At 35.9% G+C, this 25,727-nt stretch carries 27 protein-coding genes; 22 read left to right on the top strand and 5 right to left on the bottom strand.

The window, feature by feature from the left end:
* Window positions 1-10 precede the first annotated feature (10 nt).
* The 3 genes from B5440_RS04755 to B5440_RS04745 all read right to left on the bottom strand — a co-directional run bounded on the left by B5440_RS04755 (window position 11) and on the right by B5440_RS04745 (window position 3,296).
* A complete protein-coding gene (locus B5440_RS04755; protein ID WP_070055196.1) occupies window positions 11-943 on the bottom strand; it encodes a carbon-nitrogen hydrolase family protein in 933 nt (310 codons plus the stop codon).
* A gap of 171 nt (window positions 944-1,114) precedes the next feature.
* Window positions 1,115-2,422, bottom strand: a complete 1,308-nt coding sequence (locus B5440_RS04750) for an aspartate aminotransferase family protein (RefSeq protein ID WP_070055195.1) — start codon at window positions 2,420-2,422, stop codon at window positions 1,115-1,117.
* 415 nt (window positions 2,423-2,837) lie between these two features.
* Window positions 2,838-3,296: an Lrp/AsnC family transcriptional regulator gene (locus B5440_RS04745; RefSeq protein WP_070055194.1), complete on the bottom strand. Its 459-nt coding sequence runs from the start codon at window positions 3,294-3,296 to the stop codon at window positions 2,838-2,840.
* Window positions 3,297-3,453: 157 nt separating this feature from the next.
* Here B5440_RS04745 and B5440_RS04740 point away from each other — a divergent pair, with 157 nt between their 5' ends.
* From B5440_RS04740 to ribB, 12 genes are all read left to right on the top strand, one after another.
* Window positions 3,454-4,656, top strand: coding sequence for an aminotransferase class I/II-fold pyridoxal phosphate-dependent enzyme (locus B5440_RS04740; protein ID WP_070055193.1), 1,203 nt, complete (start codon window positions 3,454-3,456; stop codon window positions 4,654-4,656).
* Between the two features lie 103 nt (window positions 4,657-4,759).
* Window positions 4,760-5,341, top strand: coding sequence for an outer membrane beta-barrel protein (locus tag B5440_RS04735; RefSeq protein ID WP_070055192.1), 582 nt, complete (start codon window positions 4,760-4,762; stop codon window positions 5,339-5,341).
* Window positions 5,342-5,475: 134 nt separating this feature from the next.
* Window positions 5,476-6,963 (top strand): Na+/H+ antiporter NhaC, encoded by a 1,488-nt coding sequence (nhaC, locus tag B5440_RS04730; RefSeq protein WP_070055191.1) that lies wholly within the window; start codon window positions 5,476-5,478, stop codon window positions 6,961-6,963.
* Window positions 6,964-7,148: 185 nt separating this feature from the next.
* Entirely contained in the window at window positions 7,149-7,787 is a 639-nt protein-coding gene (locus tag B5440_RS04725; protein WP_070055190.1) for a peroxiredoxin, read from the top strand.
* A gap of 22 nt (window positions 7,788-7,809) precedes the next feature.
* Complete coding sequence (locus B5440_RS04720) at window positions 7,810-8,124, top strand: thioredoxin family protein (protein WP_057480714.1); 315 nt, start codon at window positions 7,810-7,812, stop codon at window positions 8,122-8,124.
* Window positions 8,105-8,353 (top strand): DUF6952 family protein, encoded by a 249-nt coding sequence (locus B5440_RS04715; RefSeq protein ID WP_057480713.1) that lies wholly within the window; start codon window positions 8,105-8,107, stop codon window positions 8,351-8,353. Before B5440_RS04720 ends, B5440_RS04715 begins: the two co-directional genes overlap by 20 nt.
* A 132-nt stretch (window positions 8,354-8,485) precedes the next feature.
* Window positions 8,486-8,986, top strand: a complete 501-nt coding sequence (gene tpx, locus B5440_RS04710) for a thiol peroxidase (protein WP_070055189.1) — start codon at window positions 8,486-8,488, stop codon at window positions 8,984-8,986.
* Entirely contained in the window at window positions 8,986-9,348 is a 363-nt protein-coding gene (locus B5440_RS04705) for a diacylglycerol kinase (RefSeq protein ID WP_070055188.1), read from the top strand. The genes tpx and B5440_RS04705 overlap by 1 nt, the downstream gene beginning before the upstream one ends.
* A gap of 193 nt (window positions 9,349-9,541) precedes the next feature.
* Window positions 9,542-11,914, top strand: coding sequence for a DNA translocase FtsK (locus B5440_RS04700; protein ID WP_070055187.1), 2,373 nt, complete (start codon window positions 9,542-9,544; stop codon window positions 11,912-11,914).
* A 16-nt stretch (window positions 11,915-11,930) separates the two neighbouring features.
* Window positions 11,931-12,572, top strand: coding sequence for an outer membrane lipoprotein periplasmic chaperone LolA1 (locus B5440_RS04695; protein WP_070055230.1), 642 nt, complete (start codon window positions 11,931-11,933; stop codon window positions 12,570-12,572).
* 1 nt (window position 12,573) lies between these two features.
* The gene (locus B5440_RS04690; protein ID WP_079711072.1) at window positions 12,574-14,022 is read left to right on the top strand and encodes an LptF/LptG family permease; all 1,449 of its coding nucleotides are present in this window, start codon (window positions 12,574-12,576) and stop codon (window positions 14,020-14,022) included.
* Between the two features lie 30 nt (window positions 14,023-14,052).
* On the top strand, window positions 14,053-15,201 hold the full coding sequence (gene ribB / locus B5440_RS04685; protein ID WP_070055185.1) for a 3,4-dihydroxy-2-butanone-4-phosphate synthase: 1,149 nt from the start codon (window positions 14,053-14,055) through the stop codon (window positions 15,199-15,201).
* Here ribB and B5440_RS04680 read toward each other — a convergent pair.
* Entirely contained in the window at window positions 15,198-15,830 is a 633-nt protein-coding gene (locus B5440_RS04680) for an NAD(P)H-dependent oxidoreductase (RefSeq protein ID WP_070055184.1), read from the bottom strand. The genes ribB and B5440_RS04680 overlap by 4 nt on opposite strands.
* 126 nt (window positions 15,831-15,956) lie before the next feature.
* Here B5440_RS04680 and B5440_RS04675 point away from each other — a divergent pair, with 126 nt between their 5' ends.
* The 10 genes from B5440_RS04675 to B5440_RS04625 all read left to right on the top strand — a co-directional run bounded on the left by B5440_RS04675 (window position 15,957) and on the right by B5440_RS04625 (window position 24,358).
* Window positions 15,957-16,589 (top strand): SanA/YdcF family protein, encoded by a 633-nt coding sequence (locus tag B5440_RS04675; protein ID WP_070055183.1) that lies wholly within the window; start codon window positions 15,957-15,959, stop codon window positions 16,587-16,589.
* A gap of 66 nt (window positions 16,590-16,655) precedes the next feature.
* On the top strand, window positions 16,656-17,012 hold the full coding sequence (locus tag B5440_RS04670; RefSeq protein WP_070055182.1) for a phage holin family protein: 357 nt from the start codon (window positions 16,656-16,658) through the stop codon (window positions 17,010-17,012).
* 12 nt (window positions 17,013-17,024) lie between these two features.
* The gene (locus B5440_RS04665; RefSeq protein WP_070055181.1) at window positions 17,025-18,026 is read left to right on the top strand and encodes a helix-turn-helix transcriptional regulator; all 1,002 of its coding nucleotides are present in this window, start codon (window positions 17,025-17,027) and stop codon (window positions 18,024-18,026) included.
* Between the two features lie 495 nt (window positions 18,027-18,521).
* Entirely contained in the window at window positions 18,522-19,688 is a 1,167-nt protein-coding gene (locus B5440_RS04655) for a hypothetical protein (protein WP_070055179.1), read from the top strand.
* Window positions 19,667-20,926, top strand: coding sequence for a hypothetical protein (locus tag B5440_RS04650; RefSeq protein WP_070055178.1), 1,260 nt, complete (start codon window positions 19,667-19,669; stop codon window positions 20,924-20,926). The genes B5440_RS04655 and B5440_RS04650 overlap by 22 nt, the downstream gene beginning before the upstream one ends.
* Window positions 20,927-20,997: 71 nt before the next feature.
* Window positions 20,998-21,768 carry a transporter gene (locus B5440_RS04645; RefSeq protein WP_070055177.1) on the top strand — a complete coding sequence of 257 codons (771 nt, stop codon included), beginning with the start codon at window positions 20,998-21,000 and terminating at the stop codon, window positions 21,766-21,768.
* A 1-nt stretch (window position 21,769) separates the two neighbouring features.
* Window positions 21,770-22,654 (top strand): mechanosensitive ion channel family protein, encoded by an 885-nt coding sequence (locus tag B5440_RS04640; RefSeq protein ID WP_070055176.1) that lies wholly within the window; start codon window positions 21,770-21,772, stop codon window positions 22,652-22,654.
* Window positions 22,655-22,729: 75 nt separating this feature from the next.
* Complete coding sequence (locus tag B5440_RS04635) at window positions 22,730-23,143, top strand: hypothetical protein (protein ID WP_141728146.1); 414 nt, start codon at window positions 22,730-22,732, stop codon at window positions 23,141-23,143.
* A gap of 67 nt (window positions 23,144-23,210) precedes the next feature.
* Window positions 23,211-23,495, top strand: coding sequence for a sll1863 family stress response protein (locus B5440_RS04630; protein ID WP_070055174.1), 285 nt, complete (start codon window positions 23,211-23,213; stop codon window positions 23,493-23,495).
* 59 nt (window positions 23,496-23,554) lie between these two features.
* Window positions 23,555-24,358: a DUF481 domain-containing protein gene (locus B5440_RS04625; RefSeq protein WP_070055173.1), complete on the top strand. Its 804-nt coding sequence runs from the start codon at window positions 23,555-23,557 to the stop codon at window positions 24,356-24,358.
* 93 nt (window positions 24,359-24,451) lie between these two features.
* Here B5440_RS04625 and B5440_RS04620 read toward each other — a convergent pair whose 3' ends face one another.
* On the bottom strand, window positions 24,452-25,576 hold the full coding sequence (locus tag B5440_RS04620; RefSeq protein ID WP_070055172.1) for a PepSY-associated TM helix domain-containing protein: 1,125 nt from the start codon (window positions 25,574-25,576) through the stop codon (window positions 24,452-24,454).
* Window positions 25,577-25,727 lie beyond the last annotated feature (151 nt).

Here is a 25,727-nt window from a genome sequence, read left to right as displayed (position 1 = left end):
CTGTTTTTAATTATCCTCCAAATCCTTTATATCCTGTAGGGTTTTCCGGTGGTTCGTATTCATGTTCTTTCATTTTTAATTTTGCCAGGCTGTCTAATCTTGTAGGTTTAATAAGTGGTCCTAAAGAATTAAGATATGGCAGCTCAGCTCCCTTTTGATAAATATGAAAATCACCTATATGATCTCTAAAACTTTTTAAAGGTTGCCCTAAGCGCAATACCCCAAGTTCCCGACTTCGGCGCACCCGATTGATATTAAGTTCCAGCGGAAAGATCTCCTCATTACCTTCTGCCTGGTAAATCACGCGACCATCGGGACCGCAAACCAGTGACCTACCATTTCCACCGGATTCCAATCCGTTTACATCGAAGAAATAACACTGATTTACAGCCGCCATAGCCCTTACAATAGATAATTCTATATCGCGGTCTATAGTACCCGTCATGGTTGGGTGCAAAATAACTTCTGCTCCCATCACGGCCAGGGTTCGCACGGTTTCAGGAAACCACATGTCATAACATATAGATAATCCGAATTTTGCTACTCCGGGAACATCAAATACACAGAATCCCGCACCCGGAGTTACTCCTACTTCATAAGGATAAAAAGGAAAAACTTTTCTATACCGCGTAACAACCTCACCTTCAGGATTAATCACGGTGGCGGTATTATAGATCTTACCTTCGCTTTTTTCAAAAATAGAACCCGGCAATAACCAAATTCCGTGCTTTTTGGCCATTGCCTGCATTTCCTTCTCAAATTCTCCCGGAATCTCCTGAGCATTGTGGGTTAATGGGCCGTAGCCACATAACTCGCTAAACACTACCATATCTACCCAGGGATAAAGACTCATAGTTATATCAAGTTTCAGCTTCATCATTTCTACATTAGAAGCGACTGCGGAAACCTTCATTTGTATTCCTGCTATTGCAAATGGATTCATATATTTTTATTTCTTGTTTTCCGTAGAAAATATTTCCACCGGATTTCCTGATCGATCTCTTCCAAGTTTTCAAAAAAACTGATCAGCTGATATTTTTTAATGCGTAAAATTTTACGCACTTTATCCTCCTGAAAATTACTTTTGATAGAACTTCAAGTGGTATTTTAAAACTTAAGTATGTTTTCGAATTTGGTTTTCCAGAATATCCAGCGCCTTGTTTAACTGCTCTTCGGTAATAACCAGGGGACATAATATCCTTAAAACATTTTTAAAAGTACCGGCACTTATAAGAATTAAGCCTTCTTCGGCGCAACCTTTTACAATACTGGCGCATAAATCGGTATGCGGTTTCCCGGGATCATTATCTTTTATAAATTCAATCCCTATCATTGCACCCAATCCTCTTACATCTCCAATTTCAGGACATTCTTTTCGGAATTTCTCCAACCGCTCTGTAATAATCTTACCTATATAAACCGCCCGCTCGTTAAGGTTTTCATCCTTCATATATTGTATAGTAGCTAAAGCTGCAGCACAACAAACAGGACTGCCAATGTAGGTGCCGCCAATAGTTCCGGGTAAAGCAGCATCCATAATTTCGCCTCTACCAAGTACAGCGGCAATTGGAAGCCCCGAGCCCATAGATTTTGCATAGGTGCTTATATCGGGTTGCACGCCATAATGTTGCCAGCTTGCCCAATGCCCCGTACGGCAGAAACCACTTTGAATTTCATCAAAAATTAGCATAACGCCATGCTGGTCACAAAATGAGCGAAGGCCTTCCATATATTTTTGAGGAATTGGATTAAAACCTCCTTCCCCCTGAATTGGCTCTACAATTATTGCAGCCACGCTATCAATATCTACCATACTATGGGCACTGTCTTTAAGTCGGTTGAGCTCCGTTTCCACAAACTCATCCATATTCTGCGTGCCATGATATTTGTAAAAATTAGGAAAAGGGATTCGGTAAACTTCAGGAGCAAAAGGACCAGAAAAGAATTTATAATTCACTTTACTGGTAAGACTCATTCCCATTAGGGTGCGCCCGTGATAAGCTTCGGTAAAACAAATTACTGCGGGTCTTTTTGTGGCCTGGCGTGCAATTTTAATAGCGTTCTCTACAGCCTCAGCACCGGTACTAATAAGCATCGCTTTAGTATGATCGCCGTGCGGAAGTATTTCTGCAAGCTCTTCACAGAGTTTTATATAAGGCTCGTAAGTAACTACATTAAAACTGGTGTGCAGATATTTTTCAGCCTGCTCCTGTATAGCTTTTACCACAGGCGGTGGGCAATGACCCGCATTCACAACGCCTATACCACCGGCGAAGTCTATATGTTCTTTTCCGTCTACATCTGTAATTATTGCTCCTTTGGCCTTGCTTACCGTGGCCGTATTGAAAACACCAACTCCGTTGGCTACAATATTTTTTCTCCTGTCATGGAGCTGCTGAGATTTTGTTTGCTCTTCAGTCATAAATAAATGGTTGTTCAGTTGAATGCTTAATCAAAAAACTAGCGGGCTAAGTAGAAATAGTGTAGGGGCCGGGCTTAGATTCGCTGCTTGTTAATATACCATTTTTTTTCGCACCCTAAGCGCCTTTTAGCCTGAAAATCAATTAGAAAGGCGATTAAGAACTGATTTATGAAGAGAAAATCTGTATAATTTTCACTTTAGAAGATGAGCTAGAACATATTTTACTTGATTAATATTCAATAAATTAAAGAGTTTTGAAATAGGAATTAAAGAGAATTATAAAACGATATATTTCAGGCAATTAAATTTTTCATAAAAAAAATAAAATTTATTTTAAATAAATACTAACATATAACTTATTACTTAGACATAAGTTTAATTTATTGACGAAATAATTACTTATTTCATTATTAAGTTATAGCGGGACAGCAGTTGTGCTTTTTACCGGTGAGATTATAAAAGTACTTTGGGTACTCCCTATATGGTCAAGGTTGGTGAGTTTAGTTACCATAAATTCTCGATAGGCTTCCATATCCTTTACCAGAACTTTTAGAATATAATCATACTCACCACTAACATGGTAACATTCCAAAACTTCGGAAAGCTTTGCGACCTCGGCTTCAAACTTCGTTAAATAAGATCTGGAATGCTGAATAAGTTTTATCTGGCAAAAAACCATAAAATTCTTTTCCACCTTTTCGGGAGAAATAAGAGCCACGTAATTTGCAATAACCCCTTCCCTTTCCAGGCGTTTAATACGTTCAAAAACTGCAGTTACAGAAAGTTCCAGCTTGTTGGAAATTTCCTTATTGGTCATTTTACTATCCTGTTGCAAGTGTTTTAAGATCTGAAGATCTTTTTGGTCTAATTTCATACTGAAAATTTTTCTAAGCTGAAGTAATTAACGCCTTAATATAGATTATAATTCTACTAAATATAATTTATATAGTTTTATTCACTGAATATAATGCATTCAATTGACTTTCATTCTTTATAGCCTTAATTTTATATAAACCTAAAATTCAGTAAAAATGAAATATAAACCTGCAGATAATATTCAGGATCTTCAATATTTTGGAGAATATGGAGGTGTAAATCCTTCAATCTCCGATTCCTCTACCTATACGTTTCTTTCGGCAAAAACAATGTTCGATACCTTTGAAGGAAATGCAGAAGGTTGCTACCTTTATTCCAGGCATTCTTCTCCTTCAAATTTATATTTAGGCGAGGCGCTTGCAGCAATGGAAGGTACCGAAACCGCAAATGTTGCGGCAAGTGGGATGGGCGCTATCACTTCTACCCTGCTCCAATTATGCCAGGCCGGCGATCATATTGTTTCCAGCCGAACCGTTTACGGTGGGACCTATGCTTTTATGAAGAATTTTATCCCGAAGTTTAATATTCAAACTTCCTTTGTAGATATCACCAATCTTGAACAGGTTGAAGCAGCGATCACCAAAGACACCAAAGTTCTATACTGCGAATCTGTAAGCAATCCCTTGCTGGAAGTTGCCGATATTGAAGCATTGGCTAAGATCGCGAAAAAACATCAGCTTACTTTTGTAGTAGATAATACCTTTTCTCCACTTTCCATTAGTCCGAAAGAATTGGGTGCCGATGTGGTAATTCATAGTTTAACCAAATTCATTAACGGTAGCAGCGATACTGTTGGCGGTGTGACCTGCGGCAGCCAGGAGTTTATCAACGCCCTGCGCAGTGTGAACGATGGTGCAAATATGCTATTAGGTCCCACGATGGATAGTATGCGAGCGGCTTCGGTTTTAAAGAACTTAAGAACACTACACATTAGGATTAAACAACATAGCAAAAATGCCATGTTCCTGGCTGAGAAATTTCAGCAAGATGGCTTAAGAACAGTTTATCCGGGTTTAAAAGATCATCCGGGCCATGAAACCTTTAAAAGAATGATGAATCAAGATTATGGGTTTGGAGGTTTATTGACCATAGATGTTGGTAGCCTGGAAAAAGCCAATGAATTGATGGAACTTATGCAGGAGAAAAATTTGGGTTACCTGGCGGTAAGTTTAGGTTTTTACAAAACACTTTTTAGTGCACCCGGTAGTTCTACTTCTTCGGAAATCCCCATAGAAGAACAGGAAAAAATGGGCTTAAGTAACGGTTTAATTCGATTTTCTATTGGTTTGGATAACGATATAGAACGCACTTATAAAATGATGAAATCCTGTATGCAGGAAGTAGGAGTTTTCAATTAATTACAAGCTTTATCATTCTTAAAAATAGTTCGGATTTACTGTCTAATTTACGGGCAGTATTTCCGAACTTCTTCTTTTTTGTATATTCACAAAAAATAAAACTTTGAAAAAACTATTTCTCCCCCTATTTCTTGCATTTTTTAGCCTTAGCGCTTTTTCACAAACCCAAAATGAAGTTCGACTGTATTTTGGAATAACTGATAGCAAATTATTAAGAGGTGAAGATCTTGATGGAGCCAGCAGTCCTGATGTTGAAAACTCTTATGAATTTGGATTTCGATACCTCCTGGAAGTAACCGATAATTTAGCGTTGGAAACAGGACTTAACTACTGGAAAGGCGATGTAGTGATTAATTCTGCGCTACCCAGGCCGGGCGAAACTTCTAGATCGCAAGAATTGCAAACTACTTCTATTCCTATTTTTGCCAATTATACTTTTTTAGATTATTTCTTTGTAAATGGTGGTCCGGTGATGGATTTTCAAGATTCAGAGAGTGAGTCTGTAGACCCACAAGCAGGAATTGGCGTAGGCTTTGGCCTAGGCGCTCAATATGCGTTTAATAATTTCAGTATATATGTAAATCCCAATTTTAGAAGATATGCGGTAATTCCTTTTGAGGAAGAAGATTATCATCAAAAACTTACCAGTTTTGGGGTACAACTTGGGGTTGGTTATAGGTTTTAATTAATTTATAGTTTAATACAAAACTTGCTCATTTTCGTGTAAAATCGTAAAATTACAAGCGAAAGTGAAAAATTGATTAAAATAAATTCAACCAAAACCTTTAAAAAAGGTTTCATCATATACTTCATAGCTGAATGGAAAACCAAGACCCGTCTCAAACTGAACAAATTCCTACTAATAAAGAACTCGGTATTTGGCCGGCATTAATTCCCGTTTTTGCGCTTATTGCAATGCTTGCTTTTAATGTATTTGTGTTTGGAGATGATGCACTAAGTGGTTCCAATCAGTTTGTTTTATTATTGGGTGGCGCTGTCGCTGCCATTGTTGGTTATTTCAATAATGTAGAATATGATAAAATGATAGATGAAGTTGCCGGAAATATTCAAAGTACAGCCGGTGCTATTCTTATTCTTCTAATGGTGGGAGCTTTGGCAGGAACCTGGCTTATTTCAGGGATTATTCCTACCATGATCTATTATGGACTACAAATATTAAACCCTACAATATTTTTAGCGGCCTGTGTGATTATTTGCGCCGTGATCTCAGTGGCCACCGGAAGTAGCTGGACTACTTCAGCAACCGTAGGTATTGCATTAATAGGAATAGCTGAAGCTTTGGGAATATCGGTAGGGATGACTGCGGGTGCAATTCTTTCCGGAGCTTATTTTGGTGATAAATTATCACCTTTAAGTGATACTACCAACCTTGCTCCGGCAATGGCGGGAACAGATTTGTTTACGCATATTCGCTATATGACCCTAACTACGGTTCCTACTATTACTATTACACTTATTATTTTCGTCATCATCGGCTTTAATTTAGAAACTTCGGGAACTACAGATACTTCTGCGATCCTGACCTCTATAGAGAAATCTTTTACAATTAGCCCGTGGCTTTTTCTTGTTCCGGCAATTGTAATTGCACTAATCGTTAAAAAAACCTCGCCTTTAATCGCTTTATTGCTAGGAACACTTTTGGGTGCAGTCGCTGCCCTATTCTTTCAACCGGGCATTGTAGCGCAAATTGCAGGAACTACAGATCTTAACTTTATTAGCGGTTACCGTGGAGTTATGCAGGCTATTACCGTAGATACCGCGATAGAAACCGATAATAAAAACTTAAATGATCTATTTTCTTCTGGAGGAATGGCGGGAATGCTTGGAACTATCTGGCTAATTATTTGTGCAATGGTTTTTGGAGGAATTATGGAAGCGATTGGTGCCCTTGCTAGAATTAGTAAAGCTTTGCTAAATTTATTCCATACCACCTTTGGTTTATTCGCCAGTACAGTTTTTAGCTGCTTAGCTTTAAACGCAACTGCTTCAGATCAATATTTAGCAATTGTAGTTCCGGGAAAAATGTTCGCAAAGGCTTACCGTGATAAAGGCCTTGCTCCAGAAAACCTAAGTAGAGCCTTAGAAGATTCGGGAACGGTAACTTCGGTGCTAATTCCATGGAATACCTGTGGCGCATATCATAGCGGTGTTCTAGGTGTTCCAACCCTAAGTTACGCGGGTTATGCCTTCTTTAATTATTTGAGTCCGTTTATGACCTTACTTTTTGCTGCTTTCGGCATTAAAATCAAGGAATTAAGTGAATCTGCAAAAACTCAAACGGCTTAGAATTTCAGCAATAATAGGCATTACACTTATTAAATAGGAGTTTTCTATTCAATTTAGAAACACCTATAAACAAAACTTATTCTTAGATAGTATTTTAAAATTTTAATAACTTTTTTCAGCGAGAACTTTCCCTAAATTTGTACTCGAATTACAATAAAAGTTAAACCAATAAAAACAGAATTTATATGTCATTAGTAGGAAAAAAGTTTCCAAACTTAAGCGTAAACGCAATGGATGAAATGGGTGATACCTTTCAACTAAATATTTTAGAAGAAGCTCAGAAAAACAAGAAAAAAGTATTGTTATTCTGGTACCCAAAAGATTTCACCTTTGTTTGCCCTACAGAATTACACGCTTTCCAAAAAGCTGCTGAAGAATTTCAGAAAAGAAATGTAATGGTAGTAGGAGCTTCTTGCGATACTCCAGAAGTACATTTTGCCTGGTTAAATACTCCAAAAGATAACGGAGGAATTGAAGGCGTTAAATATCCAATTCTTGCAGATTCTAACAGAAATCTAAGTTCCCGTCTTGGAATTCTAGATATTACCGGAGAATCTTATGATGAAGAAACCGGAGATCTTACTCTAGAAGGAGACAACGTAACTTACCGTGCTACATACCTTATTGATGAGGAAGGGAAAATCTTTCACGAAGGTGTAAACGATATGCCATTAGGTAGAAACGTAGCAGAATTCTTAAGACTTGTAGATGCTTACACTCACGTACAGGAAAAAGGTGAGGTTTGTCCTGCAAACTGGGAAGAAGGTAAAGACGCAATGAATGCCGATAGAGACGGAGTTGCTTCTTACCTAAGCTTAAACTAAGAAAAAAGGGAAAGAGATTGTTATGATAAAAGAATTAGAACAGGATAATTTAAACGAAATAGTTTCAGATAACGAAACCGTTGTGGTACAGTATATGGCCGGATGGTGCGGTAACTGCCGATTAATGAAGCCTAAATTCAAGAAATTAGCTTCAGAAAATGAGAACGCAACGTTCTTGATGGTAGATGCCGAAAAATATCCGGAATCCAGAAAACTGGCCAAGGTAGATAACCTACCAACTTTTGCCACTTTTAAAAACGGAAGTTTCGTTAATCAGGTGCAAACTAACAAATTTGAACCTCTAAAAGACCTAGTAAATGAAGTTACCAGTAATTAAACATTTAGCACGCGAGAACGAAGCTCAAAAATTGGAGCATACCATAGAAGTACTTGAAAGTTATACGGAACATCGTTCGGTAAAAGACGAGGAAATGGATGTGATAGGTGAATTGATCTCGAATCTATGCGGAGCTGTAGAAGTTAAGCATTCTATTGATGGTGGAACGCCAGAAAAAGATGCCTGTAATAACTTTATGCAAAAAGTAGTTGGTTCTATAGACCGTTAGAAAATCGCATTTTAATTATATTTTAAAGAGGGCTGCCTTATATTTAGGCAGCCCTTTGTTTTTATGATAATTTTAGTAAATCCCTAAAACAGATGTTCTAAATTTATCAATCCAATTTAATAGAAAACATCCATGTCGCAAATAACATTAAAAGGTGAAAAAATAAACACCTATGGTAGCCTACCCGAGAAAGGCGAAAGAGCTCCCCATTTTGAACTTATTAAATCTGATCTTAGTACCGCAACTTTAAACGATTTTAAAGGAAAGCGCGTTATTTTAAATATCTTCCCAAGTATAGACACCGGGGTTTGTGCAACCTCTGTAAGAAAGTTTAACGAACGTGCTACAGAACTTGAAAATACGGTCGTGCTTTGTATCTCACGAGATCTACCTTTTGCTCAAAAACGTTTTGTAGATGATGAAGGTTTAGATAATGTCATCAACCTATCTGACTTTAGAGATAGAAACTTCGGAAAAGATTACGGCCTGGAAATTATGGATGGTCCTTTTGAGGCTTTGCTTTCCAGGGTTGTAATTGTATTAGATGAAAACGGAAACGTTATTCATAGCCAACAAGTTCCGGAGATTGGTGAAGAACCAGATTATCTTGCTGCACTTAAAACCCTGTTATAATGCGGGATAGTTTCCTCGGAAAAAGAATAAGAGGAGGCGGCTATGCCATTAAAGGAGCCTGGTTGTTATTAAAACACGAGCAGAGTATACAGGTGCAATTTGTGCTTGCCATAATCATGTGTATTGCCGGCTATTTCTTTGAAATCACGAAAACCGAATGGATGTTTCAGTTTGTAGCCATAGGCCTGGTGATGACTGCTGAAGGTTTAAATTCCGGGTTGGAAGCTATGGCAGATTTTGTGCATCCAGATTTTCATAGTAAGATTGGCCATATTAAAGATATTGCGGCGGGAGCGGTTTTTATAGCAGCTATAATCGCGGTAATTATTGGAGCATTTATTTACTTTCCCTACATTTTTTAAAATAAATTATAGTCTAGCTTTCAGAACCTAAGGCACTTAAATTCTGAATTATTTGAAGCGTTACTTCTCAAAAAATAATTGCTTAGATTTGAACGTTTAAGCTTATAAAATAACCTCCTCTAAACTGAAGTCAATTTTCTTTATTTTAGAAGGGGCTAATTTGTATTTTTGCTCAAAATCCTTCAAATCATCTATGGCCAAAAAGAAAACCAGGACTAAAACAAACACCGGGAAAAAGTCGACTAAATTTTCCTTCAAACTTAACCGGCAACAAAAGGTAGTTTTAGGTAGTTTTTTAATGTTATTCGGCCTGGCTTTAAGTGTCGCATTCATCTCATTTTTATTCAATTGGGAGGTAGACCAAAGCACGCTTGGTGAATTCTCAAATCGCGAAGTAGAAACCAAAAACTGGCTAAGTAAATTTGGCGCTTCAGTTAGCGACTTTTTTATGTATAAAGGATTTGGCGTTGCCGCTTTTATCTTTTCAATTTTGGTAAGCTACAGCGGATTTCATTTATTTCTTGGCGTAAAATCTACCAAACTAAGGGAATCCTGGTTTTGGGGAATTTTAATTATGTTGTGGCTAGCTATTTTCTTCGGTTTTTTTGCTGCTAAAAATCCACTATTAGGCGGAAGAATAGGTTATGAAATGAACGATTTTCTTCAGGATTATTTAGGTTTCTTCGGAACTATTTTATTAATGTTATTCCTGTTTATTGCCTATTTAAGCTTAAGATTAAAATTAACCCCCGAATTGATTGGCGGTTTTGTGAAGTCTAAGAAAGAAAGCCTAAACAAAGAATTTCAATCAAATAAAGAAGAAATTTCGGCTACCGAAGAAGAAACCGACTGGAAAGAACAAGTTGCGCCAAAACAAGAAAAACCTGCCGAAAAAACTTCCGCAGAAATAAAACTGGAAAAAACACCTCCAAAAGAAGAAATCCCTTCTCCTTCGCCTAAACCCGCAAAGAAAGAAGATAGTGGCGAAGTGGAAATGGAAGTAGAAACCACCGAGGAAGAAGAAGTAGAAGAAGATAAGATCAGCAATAAGATCGTTAAAGATTTTGGGGAATTTGATCCTACTTTAGAATTAAGTAATTATAAATTTCCTACCCTGGAATTGCTCCAGGAATATGGTGGCGGTATTACGGTAGACCAGGAAGAACTGGAAGAACATAAAAACCGTATTGTAGACACGCTTAAAAACTACAAAATCGAAATTGCCCAAATTAAAGCTACGGTTGGCCCAACGGTAACTTTATACGAAATTGTACCCGAAGCAGGGATTAGAATTTCAAAAATTAAAAACCTGGAAGACGATATTGCGCTTTCCCTTTCGGCATTGGGTATTAGGATTATTGCGCCAATTCCGGGTAAAGGGACTATAGGTATAGAGGTTCCCAATAAAAACTCTACCATTGTTTCGATGCGTTCGGTGATTGCTTCACCTAAATTCCAGAATGCTGAGATGGAATTACCAATGGCTTTAGGAAAAACTATTTCTAACGAAACCTTCGTGGTAGACCTTGCAAAAATGCCGCATATGCTTATGGCCGGTGCAACAGGTCAGGGTAAATCGGTTGGATTAAATGCCATTCTTACTTCCCTACTCTATAGCAAACATCCTGCTGAAGTAAAATTTGTACTGGTAGATCCTAAAAAAGTAGAGCTTACGCTTTTTAATAAAATTGAACGCCATTATCTCGCAAAACTGCCAGATTCAGGTGACGCAATTATTACTGATAATACCAAGGTAATTAATACACTAAATTCCTTGTGTATTGAAATGGATGATCGCTACGAACTGCTTAAAAATGCGATGGTTCGTAACATCAAAGAATACAATGTTAAGTTTAAAGCAAGAAAATTAAATCCGGAAGAGGGCCATAAATTCCTACCTTATATTGTTCTGGTCGTAGATGAATTTGCCGATTTGATTATGACTGCCGGGAAAGAGGTAGAAACCCCTATTGCCCGTTTAGCGCAGTTAGCCCGTGCAATTGGTATTCACTTAATTATTGCTACCCAAAGACCCTCGGTAAACGTAATTACCGGTATTATAAAAGCTAACTTCCCGGCGAGAATTGCCTTTAGAGTAACTTCAAAAATAGATTCCAGAACTATTTTAGATGGCCAGGGCGCAGATCAGCTAATTGGTCGCGGAGATATGCTTTTTACCCAGGGAAATGAATTGAAAAGGCTACAATGTGCTTTTGTAGACACTCCCGAAGTTGATAAGATAACAGAGTTTATAGGTTCTCAAAAAGCTTATCCGGAAGCACACCAACTTCCTGCCTACGAAGCAGATGATAGTGGCACAGGTGTTGATATAGATGTAAGTGAAAGAGATAAACTCTTTAGGGAAGCAGCTGAAGTGATCGTTACCGCTCAACAAGGCTCGGCTTCTTTGCTGCAACGTAAATTAAAACTTGGTTACAACCGCGCCGGCAGGATCATAGATCAATTAGAAGCGGCGGGAATTGTAGGACCTTTTGAAGGCAGTAAAGCCAGGCAGGTTTTAGTGACAGATCTTGCAGCCTTAGATCAATTATTAAATGAAGAATAAACACCTAATTACTAAAATGAAAAATTTAATTTTTATTACGCTCGCTATTTTCACCATAGGCTTGCAAGCTCAAAATTCTAAAAAAGCTGAAAGCCTTCTTAACGAAGTTTCTTCTAAGGTTAAAACCTACGACAATATGGTGATCGATTTTAAATATAGCCTTCAAAATAATGCTGCCAACGTAAACCAGGAAACTCGTGGCGATGTTAGCATTAAAGGAGAAAAATATGTATTAAACCTGATGGGAACTACCCAAATGTTTGATGGGAAGAAAGTCTACACTATAATTCCGGAAGATGAGGAGATTAATATCTCTACCTATGTGGAAGAGGAAGAAAATAATATAACCCCTTCAAAAATGTTCAGCTTTTATGAAGAAGGTTATAACTACGAAATGGACGTTGCTAAAAATGTAAATGGTCGCAATATTCAATACGTAAAATTAACTCCTAAAGACAGCAATGCCGAGGTTAAGAATATTTTATTGGGGATTGATAACCAAACCAAACATATTTATAACCTTATCCAAACCCAGGATAACGATACAAAAATTACTATTACCGTAAAAAGCTTTAAAACCGACCAGGAGCTGGCTAAAAACCTTTTTACTTTTGAAGAAGCTCGTTACGAAGATTTTTACATCAATAGATTAGACTAAGTTGAAAATACTAGACCGGTACATACTCACCAGTTACTTAAAAACATTTTTTTCAGTTTTTATAATTCTTATGTTCATCTTTGTACTCCAAACCATTTGGTTGTACATAGGTGAACTGGCGGGAAAAGATTTGGATACAGAAATTATTCTGAAATTCCTTCTCTATTTTTCCCCTAAACTGGTGCCACTGGTTCTACCGCTAACCATCCTGCTTACCTCCATAATGACTTTTGGTAATTTTGCCGAAAATTATGAGTTTGCAGCTATGAAATCTTCAGGGATTTCCCTGCAACGGGCAATGCGCAGCTTAACCGTTTTTATTCTACTGGTTAGTGTCACCGCCTTCTTTTTTGCAAATAATGTAATTCCGGCCGCAGAATATAAATCCATAAATCTTCGGAAAAATATTGCCAAGTTAAAACCGGCAATGGCTATTACCGAAGGCGTTTTTAACGATCTTGGAACTATAAATATTAAAGTTGAAGATAAAAGCGGCGATAACGGTCAATATCTTACCGATGTGATTATTCATAAAAAAACAAATCGCAGCGGAAATTTTACCGTAATGAAAGCCAAAGAAGGAGAATTGGTTGGAAGTACAGATTCTGATGTACTTTCCCTTATCCTGAAAGACGGTAATTATTACGATGAAATTCAACCTTCAGATTATTCCAAAAGAAGGGATAAACCTTTTGCAAAAAGCTATTTTGAAGAATATACGATAAACCTGGATCTATCTGATTTTAATAATGTAGACCTGGAAGATGAAAGTTATAGCAATACCCAGGGAATGCTGAATATTTCGGAACTCCGCCAGAGTATAGATTCCTTTACTACTTCATATAATGAAAAGAAAAGAGCCTTAACCGAAAATATGTACCAGCGTACAGATTTTGATAATATTGCGGTGAATTTAAATCCTTCAGATTCTATTAAGGAAATAGAAAATACCATCCTTGAAGAATATGACACTTACCAGGCGGTACAAATTGTCAACTTATCGATCGGCTCAGTAAATGGGGCACTTTCGCATCTTAATATTAAAAAATCTGAATTAAAGAATTCAACCAAGCAACTTAATAAATTTGAGATAGCATTACACGAAAAATACGTTTTAGCTGCTGCCTGTATAGTGCTCTTTTTTGTAGGCGCACCATTAGGCGCAATTATTAGAAAAGGAGGAATGGGATTACCAATGGTGGTTGCAATTCTACTTTTTCTAACCTATCACTTTATAGGAATATTTGCTAAAAACAGTGCAGAAGATGGCAGTATTAGTCCGTTTTGGGCTACCTGGCTTTCCACTTTAATTATGCTGCCATTGGGAATTTATCTTACTTACCGGGCCACTACCGATCAGGGTCTTTTTGCTTTTGATACTATTACCGAACCTATACGGAAAGGCCTTAAAAAAGCTGGTATTATTAAGCCGAAAAGAAAAATAGATTAAATATCTTTGCAGCCCAAAATAACACACAACATGGCTCAGGAAACAACTACCCAAAACACCCTTAAACTTCACAGCATTCAGGAAGCGATTGATGATATTCGTGCAGGAAAGGTGATTATTGTGGTAGACGATGAAGACAGGGAAAATGAAGGAGATTTTGTTGCCGCTGCCGAAAAGGTGACTCCGGAAATGATCAATTTTATGGCCACTCACGGTCGCGGACTCATTTGCGCCCCTATTACCGAAGAACGTTGCAAGAACCTGAAACTGGAAATGATGGTGAGCAACAATACCGATCCTATGGAAACCGGGTTTACCATTTCTGTAGATTTACGCGGCAAAGGTGTTACCACTGGGATTTCAGCTTCAGATAGAGCTAAAACCATACAATCTCTCATAGATCCCGAAACCAATCCCACAGACCTTAACCGTCCCGGGCATATTTTTCCGCTTAAAGCAAAAGAAGGCGGGGTATTAAGAAGAACCGGGCATACCGAAGCTGCTATAGATTTCGCAAGACTTGCCGGTTTTGAGCCTGCAGGAGTGATTGTAGAAATTATGAATGAGGATGGAACTATGGCAAGGCTTCCGCAATTAATGGAGGTTGCCCAGAAATTTGATCTTAAAATTGTTTCTATTGAAGCCCTGGTTGCTTACAGGATGCAACACGATTCTTTAATTGAAAAGAAAGAAGATTTTGATCTTGAAACTCGTTTTGGAAAATTTAGATTAAGAGCTTACCGCCAGACTACAAACGGGCAGGTTCATCTTGCACTAACCAAAGGAAGCTGGAAAAGCGATGAAGAAATTCTTGTTCGTATGAACTCTACCCTGGTTAATAACGATATCCTGGGCACACTTACCAATGATGCCGATAAAAAACTGGATAATATGTTTAGGGCAGTTAACGAAGAAGGTCGCGGCGCTATTGTTTTTATAAATCCTGCAAGGCAGTCTTTGAACCTTCTACCTCGTCTGGCCGAACTAAAAGAACGCCAGAAAAAAGGCGAAGTAAAAGCTCCGCCAATAAATATGGATAATAAAGATTTTGGTATAGGCGCACAGATTCTACACGACCTGGAAATTCATAAAATCAAATTACTTTCAAATACCCAGCAAACCAAACGTGTTGGAATGATTGGCTACGGATTGGAAATTACGCGATACGTAAACTATTAGTTAATTTCAATGATCACATCATCAAGTGGTCTTCGCACTTTTTTAAATTCAGAAAACATATCATCTTCGGCTCGATAACCTACAGGCAAGGCCAAAACCGATTTTAAATTACGAGCTTCTAAATTTAGAATTTCATCATATTTATCGGGCTCAAAGCCTTCCATAGGGCAGGCATCAATTTCTTCGGTAGCACAAACGGTTAAAAGCGTTCCCAGGGTTAAATAAGCCTGGTTTAGCGCCCAGGCGTGCACCTCTTCTTCAGCTTTTGATTCAAAACTATCTACCAAAGATTTTTTAAAAGGATCTAAAACCTCATCTGGAGTTTCTCTTATATGCTTTACCCGTTTAAAGTATTGTTCAATAAAATGCTTATCTACTTTTTTTTCAATACAAATTACCAAAACGTGTGAGGCCGTATTTAGCTGCTGTTGCCCCCAGGAAGCGCTTTTTAGCTTTTCCTGTAACTCTTTATCGCGCACCACAACCATTTTTAAAGGTTGCAAACCATAGGAAGTTGCGGTGAGGTTAAAAGCTTCTTTAAGAATGTCTATTTTCTCTTCAGAAAGTATTTTATTTGGATCGAACTTTTTGGTAGCATAACGCCATTGTAAAGCTTTAATATTGCTCATTTTTTAATTCTTATTTTAAGATTTTCAAAGGTAAACAATAAGGTTTAATGCCTAAAGCATCCACAATAAATTAAACATATAGGTAAACTATTATTCTTTATCTTCGTGTTATAATCGGCGCAGTTTATGAAGTTTTTTAAAAAACTAATCCTTGCTTTTTCACTTTTCGTTATTTTAAGTATCCTCATTATATTTGGGTTAGAAGCTTATATCCTAAAAGAAACATCTAATCTTATTTATTCTGAAATTTCAGAAATTCCTTCAGCTAAAACAGGAATAATTCTGGGAGCGAGCGTACATTCAGACGGAAAATTATCACCTATTCTCGAGGATCGTGTAGAAACTGCCTACCAACTTTACAAACAAAATAAAATTGAAAATTTTCTAATAAGCGGTGATCATAGAACCGATGATTATGACGAAGTAAATTCGATAAAGAATCATCTGGAAAGAAAAGGTGTCCCTCCTGAAGATATTATTTTAGATCATTCCGGGTTTGATACGTATGACAGTATGTTTAGAGCTAAAACTGTATTTGAAATTGAAGACGCTATCGTAATTACTCAGAAATTTCATTTACCCAGAAGTCTTTATATTGCTAAAAACCTGGATGCTGAATATAAAGGTTTAGAAGCTGCTCCTGTAGCATATACTTCTTCTGAAACAATTAAACGCCGGGAACAATTGGCTAATTTTAAAGCTATTTGGGAGCTTATTATTAACCAGCAACCTACCACACTGGAAAAACAGCCTGATTAAAATTGCTCAAGTTTTTAGCAATTTTTTTCTATCTTTAAGTAACCTAACCATAAATCCAAAAAAATTATGCTTCAGTGGATAGTGCATATCGTTATAGATGCTCTGGTTTTACTCGCCGCAGCCAATATGATGCCTAAAGTGAAACTCGAGGGCTTCAAAACAGCTATTATTGTAGCGCTTATTATTGGGGTACTTAGTTTCTTATTAAGTTGGGTGCTTACTTTATTACTAAATGTCGCAACCTTCGGAATTTTTTATTTTCTGGGACTAGGCTTTATCACCCGGGTCATTGCCTATGCTATCATTATTGAAATAGCCGATCAGTTTAGTGATGATTTTAAAACAAAAGGTTTTCTTCCTTCGCTGTGGCTTGCCGTTTTTATCGCCATTGTTGGTGCCATCGTAGATGCGATTTTATTTTAGGCAAAAGACAAGATGAAAATTAAAATAAAACGTAATAATGCTGAAGGAATTCACCAGGCTTTAAACCAAACCTTAAAAACAGAATTTTCCAAAGACGATTTCGAGTACTTTAGTTATTTTACGAAACCTGCTGGAGTTTTATCTCTTAAAAGTTTTGAATTTGATAAGGGATTTAATTTCAATATTTTAAAGGGAGATATTAATTCGCTACTTAAGTTTGAGTTCGAAGAGGATAACAACAATTACCTGAGGTTTTTCTTTGTCAAAAAAGGAGAATTAATACATACCGTTTCTGCAAGCATACGCTATAGGCTCACAGATAATTATTCTTGCATGGTAGCCGCCAAAGATCAACAGGACCAAATTTTTACTTTTCCAGCCCAAAAAGATGTAGAAATCCTGTTTTTACAAGTAGAGACCAAAAGCTTTTCAATAGATTTTAAATCAGATATTTTTAGTCTTCCACAGGATATTGGCGATGTATTGATGAATAAAAAAATGGATAGCCATATTATTTACCATAGCTTTTATACGCTGAATATTGCTGATACTATTGAAAAAATTATTAAAACCAAAAAAGAAGGTATCGTTAAACGTTTTTTTCTAGAATCTAAAGCCCTGGAATTATTATGGCTCCAAACTGAGCAATTTAAGCAGGAAAAAAACGAGGGTTATAATCCAAAAGTTTTAAGAAAACACGATATCATTATTATTAAAAAAGCTAAAGATTATATTCATGAAAACCTTGATAATAAACTTACCCTATCTTTAATTTCGCGTGCAATAGGTACAAACAGCACAAAACTTAAAACCGGGTTTAAACAATTGTACGGTAAGACTTTTACCCAAATTATGAGAACAGAAAGATTAAATAAAGCTAAAGCCTTACTGGATAAGGGGGAATTAAATGTAAAAGAAATTGCATATTCTTGTGGGTATAAGAGTACTTCAATGTTCAGCACCAGGTTTAAAGAGCGATTTGGAACTACGCCCAGCAAGTATAAAAACTCTTGAATAGTTGTTTTTAGCTCTTAATTAGATGAAATTTTACTTAAATAATTAAATAGCATCTAATCTGTTGTATTTTTACACCATCAGAAATATTTTATTATTAATTCTCCCCCAACTCTCAATTTTAAAAAGTATTTAAACCTGCATAACAAGGTATTCACATTAATTTTTTAATATGCGTTTCGTAAAATCCATTTTATTAATACTCCTGATAGCAGCAGCTATAATTTTTGCTTTTCAAAATCTTGAAACGGTGAATCTAGCTTTTTTAAGTTGGCACCTGGAATTACCTTTATCATTTCTTAGTATTCTACTTTATATACTGGGAGCTGTATCTGGCGGTTTACTTTTTTCCATCTTAAAAAGATTAGCTACTGACAGAAATAATAATACCCAGCTTTAAATGTAAATAAGCCGTTTTTATCATTTAAAAAACCGAACAACTAAATTTTATTAATGAAGAATTTTTAAAATGCAACTCTACAATTGATTAAAAATATGAATAAATTACTACTATCTACTATATTAACTGTCTTAAGCTTTACCGCCTCTGTTAGCCAGGAAAGAAGTGTGAAGATTGATTTTGAATCTGGAACATTTTACAATAATCCAAAAGTCCCCTTTGATGAAAGCCTAACAATAGTAGGCGAAACCGGGAAAGATATTGAACTGGTTAAGGTTAATATCTTTTATGAAGACAAAGATTATATTTTAGATTCTTATGTATGGAACAGGATTGAAAGCAATACCTCAGAAACTTTTAATATTGTTATTCCTCCCGTCTTAAAATCTAATACAAAATATGATTTCGAAATTATTACTTATAAGCTTTTAAACCGGGCACAAAAAAATAAACTACTAAGTAATTTAGAGAATCGCATACGCTTCCTCCTAATGAACAATATTTATTTTGACGGCAAAAATGTGGTTGTAAATAAACCTAAAAATGTTTTTAATGAATTAGAAGATCTAATTCATGAATCCTTAAAATACCAGGAATCAAAAAGCTTAATTCCAATAGAAGCACCATCCTCTTTAGTGCTTCAGGAATTAAAGAAACAAAGTGATTTCAAATTTAACAGGCTTTTCAAACAATCTAATAGAGATGAAAAAAATGAGCTTACAAACCAACTTATTGCAAAAAAGGTAGATCACCTGGTGGCATTAATTAGCTCTGAACTTGCCCCTTTCTTTAATAGCGAACTTGTACAACATCACAAACAAGTTAATATTAAATCTGTTAAAACCGATAAGGAAGTTTTTACCCTGCCTATAAACTTTGGTATGTATGCCTGGAGTAAAACGGTAGATATCAATAACACTTCAGCAGAAAATGTAGACTTTACCCCAGGAATTGGCTTAACCATTCCTTTTAATAATAAGAGTAGACTGGCAACAAAATCTCGTGTATTAGATTCTTTTGGTTTTTCTGCAGGAGTTTTATTGGAACCTGTTGTAGATGCTGAAGGAACAGAATATGTAACCCCAGGAATAGACTTACCGTTGTACACAGGGCTTGGTTTCAGATTTTTTAAAGTGGCTCGCTTTAATGCAGGAGTATTAATAATTGGAGAGAAAGGAACACAAGACTTTAATAATTTATCTATTTTACCAACGGCTGGATTAGCCTTAGAACTTGATTTATGGTTAGGAATAAAAAAATAAAAGTAATTGGTTTAATAATTCTAATTGCTGCAACAATTACCGCTTGCAATGTTCAGAAAATAAATTATGCCGGTTTATATGTAGATAAGGATTACGCGCCAATTATGGCAGCACAACCCAATGGCAATAAATTAAGCGACAGCATTTTAGAGAATAAAGAAATTTCAATATCTAAAGTTGAAATAGATTCCCTGGTAAACTTATCCCGGAAGTCGATTTTATCTAATCTTCCTGCAGAAAATCAATATCTAAAGCAAGTTAGAGAACGACTTGGCGATATGTCTGATTCTTTGCAGTTATTGCATTTAGAAATTCGTATGCTACAGCAATATCCTGTTAATGATACAGATAATAGCTTTATCAAACTAAAATTAAACCATCTCGAGGTTCTAGATAGTCTTAGGAATAAAAAGGACACCATATCTCAACTAAGAGAGCAGCTAAAAAATGGTAGAGATGCTGTCTATAAAACAAAAACAGACAGTTTAAAGCAGCGAAAAGATAAACTGCAATCGCTTCAAAATTTGCAGCAAAAACAGGATAGTATCTACCTTCTTGAAGAAACTATAAGAATTCAGGAAGACGAAATTCAAGCTGGGGATAAAGAATTTCTTTATCAGGAACTTAGGGAGAAAGATGAGATAATCCGGCAATTACAAAAGCAACTCATATTAGATGAGAAAAGGCCACAACTAACAGACACTGTTCATGAGGTAAAGGAAATTTTAGTACCCTCTGGAGAAAACACCAATTTAGAAGCAATATATAAAGAGCTTAATATTAAAAACGATACCATTAGGCAACTGCGTAGAAAGTTAAACTCTGTACCGGACACAATTCAAAAAACAGATACGGTTTATAAAACTGTTCAGGTACCGGCGTTACAAGCCAGGGAACTTGATTCGGTACTAATAACAGCATATTATGATATGGGTAAGACAACACCCAGCAACAATATTATGGGAAGGATCAGAGAAATAGCACAAAACGAATCGATTGAAAAAGCAATACTTTCGGGCTATACAGATGTTTCCGGAAATACTATAGTGAATAAAAAGATCACTAATTCCCGACTGGATTACATTAAAGATACCGTAGCCGAATTTTTACCTTTAAATAAAATATTTTTGCAAAATTTTGCCGATACCTTTGCTTCAAATAAAATTGTAAACAGCGAACGCAGGGTTGAAATAACATTTTATGTAGATTTAGGAGGAAAATTAAAAACCCTAAATTGAACAAAACAAGTTCGGGATAAAATTCAAGACATATAGAACTCGATGATCAAAATCACATCTCAAACTAATCAATGAAAAACTTAACTACTTTTCTATTACTTATACTATCAACTTATTGTTTTGGACAATTTAATGAAACTATTAGAACCGGAAGGCCCGGCCAGTCTATTGGCGCGTTTACCGTAGGTTCTAATGTGCTGCAATTTCAACAGGGGCTTGACTATTTTGGCACTTCAGAAGCAAATTTACCCGAAGGTTTTATTTCTAATAACGTTATTAGGTATGGTGTTTTAGAAAGAGTAGAACTTAGTGCGGTTATTGACTATAAATACCAGGAATTTGAGCTTAATAATAACACCAGGAGCCTGGAAGGATTAAGTAATTTACATTTAGGATTTCGGGTAAATATAAATGATCAAAAAGAATGGCTTCCTGCTACAGCATTCCAGATGCGATTAAAATTACCTAATATATCTGATGATTTTGGAAGTGAGTATTTAGCACCGGCTATGGTTTTTGTGGCCAATTGGGGTTTGCCAAAAAATATGAGCCTAGCCACAAACTGGATTTTATCTTATAGCGGCAATGATCCCAAACCAACCGGAAAATATGTAATTAATTTTGGTTTTCCCATCTACAAACAGCTTAGTGGATTTATAGAAAATTATGGCCAGGTAAACCAATCGGTCTACCAAACCAGGTTCGATACAGGATTAGGTTACCTAATTAACAACAACGTTTCTGTAGATCTTTTTGCCGGGTTTGGAGATAATCAAAATGTAACCGACTATTTTGTGAGTACAGGTATAAGCTGGAGAGTCTTTAAATCAAAAACTGAATAATTTGGAAAAGACAAGTGATTTTTACAATAATATTTTAGAATATTTTAGGTTAAACTATCTTAACCTGGCCTTCACCATTTTATTTTTAATTGTTGGTTTTTTTATCGCCAATTTTATAAAGCGAAAAATAAGACTGCGTTTAATAAAAAAATCACCCAACCATATTACCGCTACTTTTATTTCTCAAATTACCGGATTTACACTTAAGTCCATTATCATTTTAATAACCCTATACCTACTGGGCTTAGATGATTTTACGAATAAGGTATTAGCAGGAGCAGGTCTTTTAACTTTTGTAATAGGTTTTGCTCTAAAAGATATTGGAGAAAATTTTCTTGCAGGAATTATCCTGGCTTTTAAAAGTCCCTTTAGATTAGACGATTTAATTGAAGTAAATAGTATTGAAGGCTTTGTGAAGGATATTAACATTAGAGAAACTCTTATTAAAACTCCCGATGGGAAAGATGTCTTTCTACCAAATTCTATCATTCTAAAAAACCCGTTGTTTAATTATACTTTAGACGGATTTCTACGCTATGAGTTCACACTGGGTATCGCCTACGAAAATAATCCTACAGAGGCCATTAAAAACATCCTAGAAACAGTAAATAAGGTAGATGGAGTTTTGCTAGGAAACAAAAAACCAGCGATTATTATTAGTGAATTGGCTACAAACACTATAAATATAAATGTAAAATTTTGGGTAGACACCTTTAGCACTTCAAAACGATCGGTACATCATAGCATTCGCTCCCAGGTGATGAATAACGTAATCGCAGCACTGGTTTCACAAGGTTTTAGTTTACCTGCCTCCATTCTTGAATTAAAAAATTATGATGCTTCAAATTCTTTGCATCTCAACATACAGAAAGAAGATAACAACTAGAAAAAACCAATATTTAATTAAATAAAACTAATAAAATCAAGTAGAACCATTATCGTCAACTAAAATATAACTAATATGAAATTTATAAAATTGCTATCAATCGTTTTTATCCTGGCTACAATGTCTTCCTGTTCAGAAACTATTAAGTTTCCTGTTTCTAAAGTTGCTCCTGCCGCAGATATTTCTGCAGAAATTAAAAAACAAGGAGAATCAAACTACGAAGTTACAATAGAAGCTAATAACCTTGCTGCACCAGAAAGATTAGAACCTCCAAAAAAATTATATGTTATATGGGCAGTTTCAGAGGCCGGGGTGGTTAGAAACGCAGGTCACTTTACCCAGGAAAATGCTGAAAAATCTACTTATAAAGCTTCATTTCCTTACCAACCGGTAGAAGTTTTTATAACCGCAGAAAATGAAGAAGGAAATTGCCTTCCATCTGGGACCGAAATTACAAGAGCTACCCTATTAGTTCCTGAAAAAAATTAGCAAAATTTTAATAAAGCGTCATCCGAAAAGCTGTAAGAGTAGGAAATAACACATAAATATTAAACAAATGAATCAAGAAGAATTTAAAGCAAAAGCAAAACAATCTATAGATGAGGTTTCTGCTAAAATTAACGAATTAAAAGCTAAAAGAGAAGCTGCAAAGGAAGATGCAAAAGCGGAATATGATGAAACGCTGCGAGACCTGGAAGCCAAAAAAATTGACCTGGAAGCTAAATATGAAGATTTAGAAAATGCATCTGAAGAGAAATGGGAAGAAGTAAAACAGGCTTTCTCATCTGCTTCAGATTCTTTTAAAGAGGGATTTGATAAATTAAAATCCTTATTCGCTTAAAATTATAAGCAGGCTTCAACTTAAAATGTTTAATCCTGCTTTTTTATTAATTCCAAAAAATGAAAAAAAAGCTATTTACTTTTCTATTCTTTGTTTGTGCTATTGGCTCACAGCAAAAATTATTTTCCCAGGTATTGCATACAGAGAATTTTAATGTAGTAATAGATACAGCACAAATTGTAAAAGGGAACTTCACGCCAAGTTTTAGATTTAGAAATTTAAAGGAAGAATTTCTTGAAATAGAAAATACGGCAGATATTTCAATTCGAATAAAAAATCATGCCTTTACTATCGCCAATAAAATTGAATACAGCTTTTTTGGTGATAAAAGCCTAATGAGTGGTGGTTTTTTATATTTAGAATATATGAATCTGCAAAGCAAAAAGATAGCATTGGAACCTTTTTACCAGATGCATTGGAATGAAGTAAGAGGACTGGATAGAAAATATGCAGCTGGCTTAAACTTAAGATGGCGAGCCATTGTAAAAGAACAGACTGCTTTGTTTTTTGGTATTGGTAGTTTATACGAATTTGAGCGTTGGGACTACTCCGGTGTAAAAGATAAGCTCTTGCCGCTAAACTTATCTCCCATTGAAGTAAATAAGGTACGAGGTAATTCTTATATAAGTTTAAAACAAAATCTCGGTGATTTATTCGATCTGGATATTAGCGGCTATTACCAACCTACCTATTCTTCGCCATTCAAAAATTATAGGCTGGCAAGTAGTTTTGAACTAACCTACAATTTTACACAATATTTAGGATTAAGATTTCTATATCAAAATATCTATGATTCATCACCAATAGTGCCTATTGATAATTTATTTCATGATGTTAACTTTGGAGTAACCATCTCCTTTTAAGCCATCTGAATCAGGTTTATAATTTTTTTATACTACTTATAGAATATTATTTTTAGCTAGAATTACCAATTTAATTCTTAATAAAAGTTTGTTCTATTTTTTAATAGCTGCTTGTTTTTTGTTTCTTCTACCGTACCAAATAAGAAAACCAGTAACGGGTAGTGCGGCCACAAACAGGCTGGCAAAAAAAGCGATAATCTTACCGGTAATCCCAAAATATTGCCCGGTGTGTAAACCATAGGTCATTTCCTGTAATTTCATCCCGGCACTTTTGCTGGAGTACTCGTGATCTTCTAGTAATGCCCCGGTTTTAGGATGAAAATAGAAATTTGACTGATGGTCATAATCCAGCGCATCAGGATAGGAACCCGTGGTTATTGGCGCGCTTCCACCCTGCTCCCAAACAAAGAACATTTCATCTTCAGGCTTTAGTTTTAAGGTTCTAGCTAAAGCAATATCCATAGCATTTTCAGAATATTCGGCCTCTTCAAACTGAATATTCAATTCATCTTTCGGCTTTTCCTGCCAAAAGTTTGCCAGATCATAAAGGCCGTGATTCATCCATTCATAAGAAAAACTAAGTCCTGTAATGGCAACAAACAAGGCAATTAATGAAATATACAATCCGGTTACGCTATGCCAGTCATAATTAACGCGCCGCCACTTTGCATTCCATTTAATTTGAAGTTTTTTATTAAGGTTTTTTTGTTTTTTTGGCCACCAGAGTATTATTCCTGAAATAAGCATAAAAACAAAAATGAGCGTGGAGATCCCAACCACCTGTTTTCCTATTTTCTCCGGAAGCCAGAGATGCATATGCAAATCTTCCACGATAAGAAAAAAGTCATTTTCAAGATTTTCTTTCTGAAGAAATTCAGCAGAATAAGGATTAAAATAAATATGATGCGGCTCATCATCTATCATCGAATAAACAAAAGCAGACCGATCACTACCCTGGTAAACTACCATTCCCGGTTGGGCTTCAGGAAAAATATTTTTAGTTTTGTTTTGAAGATTGGAAGGCGCAACATATGCTGAAGTTTCAGGAGTTACTTTTCGGTAATCCCTGGTGATATCTTTAATTTCATCGTGAAAAACAAAGATGCAACCAGTAACAGCCACTATAAAAACAATAAGACCGGAACCAAGTCCCAGCCATAAATGAAGTTTAGCAATAAACTTCTTAAAGCTTTTATTTTTTGCTTTTTTATTCTTCATAGAAAACTACTTGGGAACAAGCTCACGAAGCATTCTTAATTGAAAAATATAATTTAATTTCGAGGCAGGCCTTGGAGCATTTAATCTCGATTATCGAGAAAAAAGCCACCACCAAAACTCAAAACAATTTTAGTGGTGACCAAGGAAATTC

The sequence above is a fragment of the Salegentibacter salarius genome (genome assembly GCF_900168265.1).
GTDB lineage: Bacteria > Bacteroidota > Bacteroidia > Flavobacteriales > Flavobacteriaceae > Salegentibacter > Salegentibacter salarius.
The sequence above is the reverse complement of the archived record's forward strand: the minus strand, read 5'-3'. Positions and strand labels throughout refer to the sequence as shown.